The sequence below is a fragment of the Hymenobacter sp. UYP22 genome (genome assembly GCF_040547285.1).
Lineage (GTDB): Bacteria > Bacteroidota > Bacteroidia > Cytophagales > Hymenobacteraceae > Hymenobacter.
This window is the reverse complement of the sequence record NZ_JBEPPK010000001.1, coordinates 98,525-111,084: the sequence shown is the minus strand read 5'-3', so window position 1 is coordinate 111,084 and position 12,560 is coordinate 98,525. Positions and strand designations below refer to the sequence as shown.

At 59.4% G+C, this 12,560-nt stretch carries 14 protein-coding genes; 6 read left to right on the top strand and 8 right to left on the bottom strand.

The features are described from left to right. Positions 1 to 60: 60 nt before the first annotated feature. From ABIB60_RS00520 to ABIB60_RS00500, 5 genes are all read right to left on the bottom strand, one after another. Positions 61 to 759: a hypothetical protein gene (locus ABIB60_RS00520; protein WP_354576981.1), complete on the bottom strand. Its 699-nt coding sequence runs from the start codon at positions 757 to 759 to the stop codon at positions 61 to 63. Positions 760 to 840: 81 nt separating this feature from the next. Continuing rightward, positions 841 to 1,155 (bottom strand): DUF3846 domain-containing protein, encoded by a 315-nt coding sequence (locus ABIB60_RS00515; protein WP_354576980.1) that lies wholly within the window; start codon positions 1,153 to 1,155, stop codon positions 841 to 843. Between the two features lie 55 nt (positions 1,156 to 1,210). After that, entirely contained in the window at positions 1,211 to 1,513 is a 303-nt protein-coding gene (locus ABIB60_RS00510; RefSeq protein ID WP_354576979.1) for a hypothetical protein, read from the bottom strand. Beyond that, positions 1,510 to 1,824: a hypothetical protein gene (locus ABIB60_RS00505; protein WP_354576978.1), complete on the bottom strand. Its 315-nt coding sequence runs from the start codon at positions 1,822 to 1,824 to the stop codon at positions 1,510 to 1,512. The genes ABIB60_RS00510 and ABIB60_RS00505 overlap by 4 nt, the downstream gene beginning before the upstream one ends. Continuing rightward, a complete protein-coding gene (locus ABIB60_RS00500) occupies positions 1,817 to 2,221 on the bottom strand; it encodes a hypothetical protein (protein WP_354576977.1) in 405 nt (134 codons plus the stop codon). The genes ABIB60_RS00505 and ABIB60_RS00500 overlap by 8 nt, the downstream gene beginning before the upstream one ends. A gap of 194 nt (positions 2,222 to 2,415) precedes the next feature. On the opposite strand from ABIB60_RS00500, the gene ABIB60_RS00495 reads away from it, so the two are divergent. The 5 genes from ABIB60_RS00495 (at position 2,416) to ABIB60_RS00475 (ending at position 5,518) form a co-directional block, all read left to right on the top strand. Then, on the top strand, positions 2,416 to 2,814 hold the full coding sequence (locus ABIB60_RS00495) for an SLOG family protein (RefSeq protein WP_354576976.1): 399 nt from the start codon (positions 2,416 to 2,418) through the stop codon (positions 2,812 to 2,814). Positions 2,815 to 3,986: 1,172 nt separating this feature from the next. Beyond that, entirely contained in the window at positions 3,987 to 4,487 is a 501-nt protein-coding gene (locus ABIB60_RS00490; RefSeq protein WP_354576975.1) for a M15 family metallopeptidase, read from the top strand. Beyond that, the gene (locus ABIB60_RS00485; protein WP_354577744.1) at positions 4,474 to 4,920 is read left to right on the top strand and encodes a hypothetical protein; all 447 of its coding nucleotides are present in this window, start codon (positions 4,474 to 4,476) and stop codon (positions 4,918 to 4,920) included. Before ABIB60_RS00490 ends, ABIB60_RS00485 begins: the two co-directional genes overlap by 14 nt. An 87-nt stretch (positions 4,921 to 5,007) precedes the next feature. Beyond that, complete coding sequence (locus ABIB60_RS00480) at positions 5,008 to 5,298, top strand: hypothetical protein (RefSeq protein WP_354576974.1); 291 nt, start codon at positions 5,008 to 5,010, stop codon at positions 5,296 to 5,298. A gap of 31 nt (positions 5,299 to 5,329) precedes the next feature. Next, entirely contained in the window at positions 5,330 to 5,518 is a 189-nt protein-coding gene (locus tag ABIB60_RS00475; protein ID WP_354576973.1) for a hypothetical protein, read from the top strand. A gap of 366 nt (positions 5,519 to 5,884) precedes the next feature. Here ABIB60_RS00475 and ABIB60_RS00470 read toward each other — a convergent pair whose 3' ends face one another. Then, the gene (locus ABIB60_RS00470; protein WP_354576972.1) at positions 5,885 to 6,976 is read right to left on the bottom strand and encodes a hypothetical protein; all 1,092 of its coding nucleotides are present in this window, start codon (positions 6,974 to 6,976) and stop codon (positions 5,885 to 5,887) included. Between the two features lie 301 nt (positions 6,977 to 7,277). On the opposite strand from ABIB60_RS00470, the gene ABIB60_RS00465 reads away from it, so the two are divergent. Next, positions 7,278 to 8,603, top strand: a complete 1,326-nt coding sequence (locus tag ABIB60_RS00465; protein WP_354576971.1) for a hypothetical protein — start codon at positions 7,278 to 7,280, stop codon at positions 8,601 to 8,603. A gap of 431 nt (positions 8,604 to 9,034) precedes the next feature. Here ABIB60_RS00465 and ABIB60_RS00460 read toward each other — a convergent pair whose 3' ends face one another. Beyond that, a complete protein-coding gene (locus tag ABIB60_RS00460; RefSeq protein WP_354576970.1) occupies positions 9,035 to 10,360 on the bottom strand; it encodes a Y-family DNA polymerase in 1,326 nt (441 codons plus the stop codon). 47 nt (positions 10,361 to 10,407) lie between these two features. Then, the gene (gene ltrA, locus ABIB60_RS00455; protein WP_354576969.1) at positions 10,408 to 12,081 is read right to left on the bottom strand and encodes a group II intron reverse transcriptase/maturase; all 1,674 of its coding nucleotides are present in this window, start codon (positions 12,079 to 12,081) and stop codon (positions 10,408 to 10,410) included. Between the last annotated feature and the right edge of the window lie 479 nt (positions 12,082 to 12,560).

Below are 12,560 nucleotides of genomic sequence, written 5' to 3'. Positions count from 1 at the left end.
GGCAGTGAGTAGTGAGGGCAGCCGGGTGGCCCCTGCCCTGTTGGGCAAGGGCCGGCGGGCTCAGGCAGCTTCGGCGGGCTGGGCGGCGGCGAGCTGGGCGGGCCGGGGCTCGGTGTAGCGGGCCGGCAGGCGGTAGCCCTGCGTGATGCGGCGTTCCTCGGTGCCGGTCAGGGTTTCTTCGCGGTAGAGGTCGAAATCTTCGGCAAACTCCTGCAGGGCCTGCACCTGGGCCGGGTCGGCGGCGGTGTAGCTGAACTCGGCAATGAAGTAGGTGGCGGGCTTGCCGTCCTTCTCGGTCTGCTTCTTCTGCGGGGTGACGGTGAGCAGCACGTCGGTGAGCTTCAGCTCGTCGTAGAACAGGCTGGCGTTGAGCTTCTGCAGGTTTTCGACGCTGTAGCCGTGGAACAGCACGGCGCACACGGCCCCGGCTTCATCCACGAAAAACAGCTCGGCCCACACCTTGCGGCCCATGTTGAGGATGTTGTCGGCGAAGATGCGCAGGGCCATCGGAATGAAGCTGAGCGTCTTGCCCAGCACCTTGTCGCCGCCCACGTTGAACACGCCGGCTTTCAGGTCGGCGCGGATTTGTTTGGGGTGGCCGGGCAGGTAGCGGAAGCGGCTGGTTTCGGTGACTTCGCCCGTGGCCTCGTCCACGGTGGCCGTCAGGTAGGCCCGGCTGGGCGTGAGGGGTGCGGCCGGCGCGGCAGGCGTAAGGGGAGCAGCGGCAGCGGTTTTGGGGGGGGTGGTGGCGGTTGCCATAACAGAAGGAAGTAAAAGGTGGGGCCAGTCGGCGGCCGGCCCCTTCGCCGTGGGTACTGGGGAGGATGCAGGGCGCGGGGCCTAGCGGAACTGCTTGTCGTGGCAGAGGATGGCGCGGCCCACGATGCTGTCCTGGCCGCGGGCTTCGGGCTGGTACTGATACCAGAGGTAGGTAGCCAGCAGATTCAGGTAGCAGGGCTGGCGGAACTTGCCTTCGTCGTCGATGATGAGAATCAGCTCATCGGTGAGGCGCACCACGTCCACCGTCTGGCAATCGAGCAGCCGGTAGAGTTCGGCCAGCCGGAAGCTGCGGCCGTTGGCGGGATGGATGGGTCGGGGCTCGGCGCTGTGTGGGTCGAGCAGATGGGGCTGGTACGTGGTAGCGGTAGCGGGCATAAGGTGAGGTAGTGGGGCCCGCGCCGCCGTGTGCTGGCGCGGGCCGGTGGATGATTTATTTCAGATCCCACGGGTGCGGGTGGTACTCGTCGTCGTCCTCGTATTCGTCCCAGTCGGCGGGGTGCATATCATCCCAGCGGCTGGGCTCCGGGGGCAGGTTCAAGGCCTCGGCGGCGGCCGTGGCGGCCTCCTGCGTGATGTAGCGGCCGGGGCCGGCCTGCATCTGGTAGAGGCCGGGGCCGCCGGGCACCGTGCCCGACCGGGCCACGTCGCGCACCACGGCCCAGCCGGGGCCGGCGGCGTAGAGGCAGGCCGCATACCAGCGGCCCGCCTGCTGCGGGTGAGTGGCGCGGCTCATAGCCGGCGGCCCTCCCGGCCCAGCAAGTCCTCCAGCTGCTCACGCAGGGCCTGCTCATGGCGGGCTCCCACGTAGAGCGGGCGGCCGGTGCGCAGGCAGTACACGCCGCGCAGCTGCACATGGGGCGCCGTGCCTTTGTAGCTGTAGAACTCATCCGACACCCATTGCACGTAGTAAGCCACGGCCGCCGACACCTCGCGCAGGCCGCCGAACAGGCTCACCGTCATCTCGCGCTCGGGAAAGCAGCGGCGGCGGGTGTAGCTGCCCGCCCCGACCGGGGCGGGCGCTACGAGGGGGGCCGCGCTACGCATGGCGGGCCGACGCGTGAAGGCCGGGCACTACGAATAAGCCGCCCCGCCGGAACCGGGCAAAGCGGTGGCGGCGGGCCCGGCAGGCGAAGCCGGGGCGGAGCAACTGCACCCCGCACAAGGCGGCGGCGGTGCGGCTGATGACGTGCTGGGCGTGGTGGCGGCTGACCGGCACCCCGGCAGCCGCAGCGGCGGCCACGGCGGCGGCTACGGCCTGAAAGGGGCACAACCCGCACAGCGGCGCGTGGAACATGGCCCCGCCTACGGTGTAGGTAACCGTGTAGTAGGTGGCAAGCTGGCCGGTAAAGGGCTGGCAGGTGCTGATGGAGGCCTGCACGATGGGGGCGGGACCCGCCCAAGCGGCAGCGGCGAGCTGCGCGAACTGTAAAGGAGTGAGCATGGCTGTAGATGTTAGCCGTGAGGTGCGCTCCTGGCGGGCCGGGCCCTGCCTGCCTGTGCGCGGGTGACCGGGCCTATCCCGGACTACATTACTAATATACACATTTTGATGTAATATTATATATCAAAACAGGAAAATATTTGCAGATATTTTACATTCAAACAGGATAAATATTACTATCTTATAATGTGGAAATGATACAAAAAATAATAGCAGTAACAGGTAGCCGCGCCCTGGCGCAGTGCCCTGCCCTGCTGGCCCGCCTGGACGCGCTGCACGGAGCCGGCGAGCTGGCCGGGGTGGTGAGCGGCGGGGCGGCCGGCGTAGATGAGCTGGCCGCCCGCTGGGCGATGCGCAACCGGGTGCCGCTGACCGAGTACCGGCCCGACTACGCCGCCCACGGCCGGGCCGCGCCGCTGGTGCGCAACGGGCAGCTGGTAGCGGCGGCCGACCTGGTGCTGGTGTGCTGGGACGGCAAGAGCCGGGGCACGCTGGACGCGGCACGCCGGGCGGCCCGGCTGGGCAAGGTGCTGGAGTGGCTGGTGGCGCCCGCGCCGGGCACTGCACCAGTAGCCGGCGGGCTGGGGCTATGAGCCGGCAGCGCCGGCCCCTGCCTGCGGTGCGAAAACAGCCCCGCCACGCGGCGCCAGCCGCTAACCCGCCCAACGGCCGCGCCCACTGCCGGAACGTGCGCCCAGGGCCACGCCTGACGCTGTGGCGGCCCCTGGCGGGCGCGGCCGACCCACTACTGCTAAATGCCAGGAGGCCCGGGGGCCGCCCCCGGAAAAACACCGCCCGAAGGGCACCTTATGAGGCCCTGAATCAACAAGCCGCTGTGAGCCGCTGCAAGCCGCTTCTGAGCTGCGGGGCCGAGGTGGATGACCGGCCGACCAGCGGGAGGCTGGGCATGAAAGCCGCTGTGTGACCCGTCATTCAATGCGCAAAGCCCAACGCGGCGGGCTTCTGTGAGCCTGAGGCAATGCCTGTCGTCCGGGGAGCCGCAGCAGGCCGCCGATAGTTGCTGCGGGCTGCATTCTTATGTGACGGTTATGTAACTGCAGACCCTTTTTTCGGCCTACACTGGCTGAAAACGCAGGTTTCTTATGTAACAGTCATGTAACCGGCGGGTGGGAAGCGGCAAGGATGCCCGCTTGGGAGGTGGCAACCAGCGGGAGCCGGCGACCTTGTGAATTGGCAGTCTGGGCCGGTGCGGTGGGCTGGCGTCTGGGGGTGGTAGGCTGGCCGACCGGAGGGAGGCGGGCCGTGGGGTGGTAGCGGAGGCCGGGGGCCTTTTTCTGGCCCTGGGCCGCAGCGTGGAACGGCCTGCAGAAGCAACAGAATCAGTAGCTGGTGGGTGGGTGGAGGCTGGCCGACCAAGTGACGCAGGAACGCGGGAGGCGGGCCGGGCGGGGGCTTCGGTAGCGGAGGCCGGCCGACTAAGTGACGCAGGAGCGCGGGAGGTGGGCCGGAGCGTGGAACGACAACCGTAGCCCTCGAATCAGGCAGAATCAGGCAGCATGCGCTACGGATGGGAAGGGCCGGGCGGGGCCGTATCGGTGGCTACGGTTGCAGCTGCTGGTGTCGTCGGGTATCGGAGCCCCGGCCGGGTGCGGAGCACCGGAGCGAAGCGGAGCCCTGGACAGCCGGGGCCGAAGGCAGCGCCCACCATAGTACAATTTCGCAAAGACCTGAAACAGAAATTCCGCTTTTGCATTTTGATGTAATTATCTGAAATTTACCAGCGTCACTTACATCAAACCACGCAATGCCTGTTGCTAACCTCTCGTTGCCACGTCGGCCGCCGCCGCTGAGTCCGAAACAAGCCACCTTGCAGGCCGCCCGGCTGGGTCAGGCGGTGCCCCATCTGGCGGCGGCTTACACGCAGGCGCTGACCCGGTGGCTGGGGGACCCGGTGCTGCGGCTGGCGGGGCGGCCCATCATTACGGAATGCTACCGGAGTCCGGAGCGGCAGAACGAGCTGTACGCGCAGGGGCGTACGCGGCCGGGGCTTATCGTGACCTATAAGCGCGGGGGCGAGTCGAAGCACAACCTCTCTCCTACTCCGGCGCTGGACGTGGCGTTTCTGCTGGCCGACGGGTCGGTGTCGTGGTCGGGGCTGCTGCTCTCCAAGTTTGCTCGGCTGATGAAGGCGGCCGACGCCCGGGTGGTGTGGGGCGGCGACTGGGCCACGTTCAAAGACCGGCCGCACTTCGAGGTGCTACTGCCGGCGGTGCCGGCCGGGAAAGGAGGTGATGGACGTGGATAGCCCGATTCTGGAGCACTGGGGCGTGGTGACGTCGGTGGTGGGCGGCTCGGTGGCCGTGCTGCTATACTTCGTGAAGAACTGGCGGGCGGTAGAAGAGCTGAAGGTGACCTGCCAGAAGCAGGAGCAGCAGCAGTCGGCGCTGGCCCTGAAGGTGGACGACTACCATGTGTCGGCGGTGGCGAGGGAAGCCAAGCTACGGGAGGAAATTAAGCTGCAGGCCGAGCAGGTGCGGGTGGAGAGTCTGCAGCAGCGGGCCGAGCTACGAAAGGAGATGACCGACCTGGTGCTGAAGCTGACGGAGCGGCTGGGCAACATCGACAAGACCATGGCCCTGGTGGAGGAGCGAACCAAGGTGCTGACTGAGGCCAGTAAGGAGCAGGACGCGCGCAACAAGTGGGCCGACCGGATTCTGGCGAGGCTGGATGAGAAATGAGTTGTCAGGGGGCGGTTGTCCGTTGTCAGTGGCTGCCTTCCCGACCGGTACTAACAACTGACAACGAGCAACTAAACAAATAAGCAGATGGACAAGAAACTGACAGTACTCGACCGGGTGACGCTGCCTACGCCCCGGTTCTTTCGGAAGGTGCGCACGATTGGGGCCGCGCTGGCGGCGGTGGGCGGCGTCATTGCCACGGCGCCGGTGGCGCTGCCGGCGGCCGTAGTGGCGCTGGGCGGCTACCTGGTGCTGGCCGGTTCGGTGGCTGCGGCCGTGTCGTCGGTGGCGGTGGACCCGGAACCGGCGCGGGCCGATGGGCGCCCGGCAACCGAGGCGCGGGAAATCGTGGAGCTTGGGGACGCGGCTTCTCTGTAATCTTCTCTCCTACTACTCACTTCGATTAATCATGGCAACCAACCCTCCTACCGGCGATAATGCCCGCAAAGGGGCCGTGCGTAAACGGTCCCAAACCTTCAATCCGGTAACGAAGCAGTTCGTGAAGCGGGACGCGGGGACGGGGCGCTTTCTGGATGTGAAGCAGGATGGCAAGCCGTTTAAGGGTGTGCGGAAGGAAAAGAAACGGCGGCCATCGTAACCGGCGTGCAAACAACAACGGCCACCTATTGGGTGGCCATTGTTATCTTCGGGCTGCGGTCCCGGATAGTGTGTGCGGGCTGCAGGGGCAGGTAACTCGGTTATCGGCTACACCACACCTGTTGCATTGGAGGCCCGGCCGTAAGGCTGGGCTTTCTTTATCATATGGCAGGACCAGACGGGCATTTCTCCATTTGTATCTGAGCGCAGGTAGCCGGATGCCACTTGAACTTCATTTTTGTTGTGAGCGAAAACGGCTGCCTGATTTCTGCGAAAACAATTGCTCAACTATTTCATGAAAAGAATTTATTTCTCTCTCATTACTCAACGTGAATATGCTTTTGCGATGAAATATCGCCAGACCAACCTATTGTAATCTACCTCTGTATATTTTGTATTTATATGGTGTGTACTCAACCTTACTGGCAAATGTAGCGCCTGAATATTTCGTCATTAGCTTTACTCTAGATTCATCTATTTGCTCAGCGGCTACGCTAACATATATTGGCTGATGCAAGCTCATGTCGCTCCACAAAGCCCTGGTAACACCAGATGACATAGTACCTATATAATATTCTATCGGGCTAAAAGAAAATCTACGAATTAAATTGTCTTTAAGCGTAAATTCTTTAACCGGAACTTCTATTGGCGAAGTAATAAAGTCATTGTTAGCACGCAAGAACTCGCGGTCTATTTCAAAATATAACTTTAGTTTTTTCACATCGGTCACAGCTTGCTCAACATAAAGCTTGAACATTGGCTGGGTACCTTGAGGCACCTTAATCACAGAGGAATATGTTGAAATATCTGCTAAATCTAGTATGTAATTATTGCCATCCTCAATATCAGTTTTAAAAGATTGACGGCAATCTTTGCAGCTAGGAACAAGATTAATTGCCAATGCCCTAAAATATACTTGAGGATTTTTGATTGTTATTGCTATCGTATCAGTAGCTACGCGAGAAGGCTTAATACTTGCAATACTTGCATTTGGAATTATTTTACTAATCTCTGTGATAATATTTGGAGGCAACACCTCATCAATTTTTATTGTAGAAGTGTTTTCAATTTTAAAGAAATAGGTCACTTGTTTTGCGCGTATTGCTTTATAAACAAAGGTATTAGTTTCATAGTTGGGGTTACCAAACATAGCTTCGTCACTGAGGTAATCAACCACCATCGTATCAATGTGGACTCGACTGAACTTAAAATTATCGTACTTGGACACAGGTAAGTTAATAGTGAAATGACTAGTAGCCTCTTGGCGATAAGTATCTGGACCGGCAACTGTTTTCAATAGACTTGCAGGAAGTTGGTTGCCTACCATAGTTCCTTTTCTGACAAGCTTGCCTACAACTCCTGCCTGAGGAGGGTTTATATTAATCCAATCTTTAGTCTGAGCTTGAACTAATGACAGACCGGTCAGCAACAAGTAGAGCAGAAGTAAGAGAGGTTTCATAGGAGAATGGTTAGATGGTTAAGGAGCTGGTTGGCTTGACACTTACAGCATATTTTCTGGTAAGTCTAGCACTTTTGATTAACATAGTTCAAATATATATAATAAAAGTTTACTTTATTGCACAAGTAACCTGCAGCTGGCTTGCCGGGGTTGCTGCATCAGCTTCATCATAGCATCAGGTTTGCATATACCTGATCAGCAGCCACTTCACAAAAAGCTCAGAACTACCCAGCAATGACTTAGACACATAAGTCACCTTGCATTGAAAGTGCATTCAACTCCCCCAAACCATTCACGTCTTATGCTTAATCTGACAATCTTTCGAGCAGGCCTACTATCTATCGGCCTTACGCTGAGCGGCTGCGGCGTGCGATCCGTGCTTTATGGCGACGAAGCCCATAGGCATGGGGCAATCAATAGTGGGAACGTAACGCGCGTGTATTTTGACCAGGAAGGAAGTTTATATCCTGCCGCAAAATCCGGCGTAAGGGTGGATAATCAACGCCTTGACTACCACAAAGGGGTCCTGCAGTATTATTATCAATACCAGTATGCCACGCAACGCAATGGGTCAGAAGTTAAGCCAGATTGGGCTTCTAATCAGCGTGGTGAGTTGGCTGCTCTACAAACCTATTACCAAGCCGAAGGTGCTAAAGTAACACCAGCCGCAACCGGCACGGACTATGAGCGAGTAAAGGCAGCAAATGACCTGGCATGGCGGAATCTTCAGTTGGCCATGCAGGAACAATTTATCAGGCAGTTCAAATCTCATTTATCCGCTACCAAGACTGAAGCTTTAGTGATACTTGTGCATGGATACAATAATGACGTGGACCAAGCTGCATGGTATAGCTTGCTCGAACGGCGTATTCAGACTGAATATTTTCCTGATAAAAATGTTCACTTTTTAGAAGTACGCTGGGATGGGCGGACGGCCAAAATACCATTTCGCATCTGGCCATACGCCCAATACAGTATGTATCCGGTGGGGTTAGGTTTACGCCGTATAATGGCTAACCTTGATCCTGAATTGCCGCTTTACGTTATGGGACATAGTACCGGCGCACCTCTCACATGTGCCGCGCTTTGGAATTGCACTTCTGCTTTACAAAGCAAAAGCACACCTGCAACAGTGTGGGGAGAGGAATATACAGCTCTTGTTAGCCAGGAATTATATCAGACGCCAAAGCCTGCGTCCTTACGAGTAGCATTAGTAGCCCCAGCAATGCCAGGGCTACATTTTCGTGATTTTGCCAATCGTACTCCCAGTCTCCCCGCCGGAGCTTCTCCCCCTAATGGCTATGAACGATTTATTGTTGCTCACAACCAGCACGACATAGCCACCGGCAAATGGATATTACCAGCTAGTTGGGGTGTGGGAAGTACTACACTAGGAGTACGAAAGGAAGAGTATTGCCAGGAAGTAGTGCCGGGCGTTCGTAGGTCTGGCAGTAAAACCGAAACTTATCTGTTAGACTTCACGGCAGGTATGAAAGCAAACGATGTGCGTAGTGGGCACGGGGTTGCGCAGTTTATGGAAGATAAAGCTAATTTTAAATGCCTGCTTGACGCTTGGCTTGCCGATCCAACTGGGGTCGCTCCACCTTGCACATCAACTTGTCCTTAATGGTAGATCCGGTTTCGCAGTTCAAAATTTGAATACACGCTACGCCGCTTGTAGTTCCACCTAGTAGTAACAATCCCAATAGCCGTTGTCGAGGTAATACACACTGACGCGATGGACCGAGTTGACATTGAGGTTAATGATCCAGGCTTTTTGCCAGTAACCTGATCCACCAACGGCTTTAAATTAAATCTATGGCTTTCATCCACGAAGGAAAGGAGTTTCTCCATGCATTGTCTCTAAAATGAAACATGCTCTGGGATTGAAGACGACAAAACCAGCCAACAAGAAACGGTGTGCTGAGAATTATTGGAAACGGGCCGCAGTAGCAGTGGGTACTCATCATGGCGTTTCGGCCGATAGGATTGCACAAGCTGCCGAGAGTTATGCAGACTATGTCAGCAGCAGCCCCAAAAAACAGTAATGCCTTCTCGTTAGCCTACGACCATTAAATCTTCCAGCCGGGTGGTGAAAGCCGGGCTGCGGTGCCGGGCGTTGCCCTGCCAGGGGGCGGGCTGGCCGGCGGCAGTTACGGTAGCAGCGGGGCGCACGGTGCCGCGGCCGAACTGGCGGTTGAGGGCGTCGAGGGTGTGCATGAGCTGTTGGGCGCGCACGTCGGACAGGGAGTTGGTTGCTGGTGACGAAGCGGGGGCGAACAGGTCAAGCTGCTGGCCGCGGCCGGGGGGCTCCAGGCCGTCGAGCACAACGCCGGCTTTGGCATAGAGGCGGCCGGGCTCGTAGAGCCGCTCCAGCATCCGGTGGGCGTAGGCCAGCAGCTGGAGCGTGTCGGAGGTGGGGCCGCCGGGCAGGGTAAGCGTGGTGGAGCGGGTATAGGGCGGCGGTACGCGGGTATCGTGGCGGTCCTGGCTGATGTAGACGGTGAGGATGTGGGCCTGGTCGCCCTTGGCGCGCAGCTTTTCGGCGGCGCGGCTCAGGTAGGTGGCGACGGCGCCCCACAGGTCGGCAAAGGTGGCCAAGCGCTGGCCGAAGGAGCGCGAGCAGCTGATGCTTTTGCGGGACAGGGTGCCGTCCTCGGAGGGCAGCAGACCGTGGCAGGGCTGGCCCAGCAGCTCCTGCACCAGCCGCCAGCCGACCACCCCACCGAGGTGCTTGCGGGCCCAGGCCTCGGACACCAGGCTCAGCTGCCAGGCCGTGTGGATGCCGTGGGCGGCGAGCTTGCCGGCGTACTGGTAGCCGATGCCCCAGACGTCGGCCACGGGCAGGGCGCGCAGGGCCCGCTCCCGCCGGCTGGCGGTATCGAGGCGCAGGATACCGTGCAGCTCGGGGTGCTTCTTGGCCAGGCGGTTGGCCACCTTGGCCAGCGTTTTGGTGGGCGCCACGCCCACGCAGGTGGGGATACCGGTGCAGGCCAGCACGTCGCGGCGCAGGGACTGGACGCGGGAGTCGAGCGTGCCGCACCAGGTGGTGAGGCCGTGCAGGTCGAGGAAGGCCTCGTCGATGCTGTATACTTCCACGGCGGGGACGTGGGCCGCCAGCCGGGCCATGACGCGGCGGCTCATGTCGCCGTAGAGGGCGTAGTTGGAGCTCAGGGCGTGGCCCTGGTGTTGCTGCAGCAGCTCGCGCACTTCGAAGAACGGGGCGCCCATGGGGATGCCCAGCTGCTTGGCCTCGGCGGAGCGGCTCACCACCGCGCCGTCGTTGTTGCTGAGCACCACCACCGGGCGATTATCGAGCCGGGGCTGAAAAACCCGCTCGCAGCTGACATAGTCGAGTAGGCGGAGAGCATTGCTGCCCTCCACCCCTCTAAGAACCGTACGTGAGAGTTTCCCCTCATACGGCTCAAGCCTCACAAACGCCCGGCTTTAACCGGACGCGGTTTCTCTAACTGAATGCCTAGACTATGCACCTTGCGGTGACAGTCGGGGTGCAACAGTACCCGGTTTTCTGCTGTATCCTTGCCGCCGAGCGACCGCAGTTGCAGGTGGTGATTGTGCCACCCGGTCTGCTCCGTGATAAGCTCGCCGCAGACGGGACAGCGCCCGCCTTGCTGCTGCCAGAGATATAGCAGTTGCTTTCGGCCCCGAAGGGTCTGCTGCATTTGCTGGGTAAGCCGTTGCTCGAAATACAATTCCCATTGCACGTCAAACGGGTTAGCTTCCTCTTTCAGCCGGATGTGTCGTCGAATCTTCACGTCTGACACAGCAAACAGTTGCGGTCGAATGCGACTGCCATCCTGTTTGATTGCTTCGCCGCTAAAGACCCAATTTCGTTTTCCGACTCGGGCAAAGTACTTCCGCTGGGTCCACCGCTTGCCTTTGCGCGGGTGTCGCCGCCTGGCCCATTTCCAGAGCGCCCGGTACAGTTCCGCGTCCACCCGATGGAAGGTCTTGGCACTGCAAATGTGGCGATAGAAATAAGCCCATCCCTTTAATCGGGGATTCAGGTAGGCGATTAACTCGCCCGCGGCCGTGGCTTTGTTCTGTTGGATGAGCTGACGCATTTCCCGCAGAAAAGCCAGTAGCCGCGTTTTGGCAGGGGTAATCAGTAGCTTTCCATTGAAGGACCGGAACGTGCTGCCGAGGAAGTCGAAGCCCGCTTGTAAGGAAGTGACGTGCGTTTTCTGCTCGGATAAGCGTAACCCGCGTTCGGCCAGGAAAGCACTGACCAGGGGCTTTACCTGCTCCTGGAGTATTTCCTGACTGTGGCCAGTGATGATAAAATCATCGGCGTACCGCACGACATGTACCTTCGGATTGAACCCCCGGTTGGGTTTCCGGCGGCTTTTAGCAAAGGTCGTCTGTAGGAGCGGGGCCAAGCCATCCAGTGCCAGATTTGCCAACACGGGGGAAATGATGCCCCCCTGTGGGGTCCCCTCGCTGGTCGGGTACCAGTGGCCTTTCTCGAAGAACCCGGCTTGCAGCCATTGCCGAAGAATCGCTTTCTCCATCGGAACGTGTTGGAGAAGCCACTCGTGGCTGATGCGGTCAAAACAGGCTTCGATATCGGCTTCCAGTACCCACTGGGGGCTGGTACGCTTACTGAGCAGCGAAAAGCACTTTTCCACGGCATCCGCCACCTGACGGCCGGGCCGAAAGCCGAACGACGAGCGGTCGGCGGTGGTTTCGGACACCGGCTGTAACGCCAGCAGGTAGAGGGCCTGCATGGCGCGGTCTTTCATGGTGGGAATGCTGAGCGGTCGTCGTTTCCCGTTGCGCTTGGGAATGTAGATACGTTTGAGGGGCTGGGGGCAATACCCCCGTTGCCTCAATTCCCCAATGGCCGCCGCTTTGCGGACGGGGGTGGCCCATCGTTGGCCGTCCACGCCGCTGGTGCGGTTGCCCTGGTTTTCAGTCACTCGTCGCACTGCCATTGCTTTGGCACTGAACGAGCGGGTCAGCAAGCGTTGCAAGGCGTTCACCTTGCCCCACCGGCCGGCCTGAGTAGCCTTCACGATACGCGCCTGAAGCCGCCTGACGTGTTGGGTCGCCTGCTGCCAGTCAATGGCATGCCAGTCGGCCACTACGCCGGAAACCGCACCAGTTGAACTTGTTGGTTCTTCCGTCATCTGCTTTGTTTCCTAAGGGGGTTTGTCAAGTTTTCTCGTGAGGTGAGACCCGGTGGAAGTGGGCCCGCTTTCGCGTGGGGTGAGGTTGCAACCCCTATCCGAGCCATTACAGCCCGGCCTTCGCTTTTTCCACCATCCTTTACCCGCCGCCTCGTCGGGCGGCCTTACGGCCGACCTACCCCGAAGGGAAGACGACGGGCTTACCGTGTTTCATATGTTGAACAACGAATGAGGTAGGCTCCTTCTTTCCGCCGGTGGTCTTTTTGTCCACGGTTGGGGAAACTTCAGCCCCAACACCGACCACGGTCCCTTTTGGGTCAAGCCTGTCGGCATCCTTTGGCTTGGTCTGCATAACGGCGTTTGCGAAGGTTCACATGTGTTAGCCCTGTCATTCACGCTAGTCCTATCCCGTGTGATGCTCGCGGAACCACCGT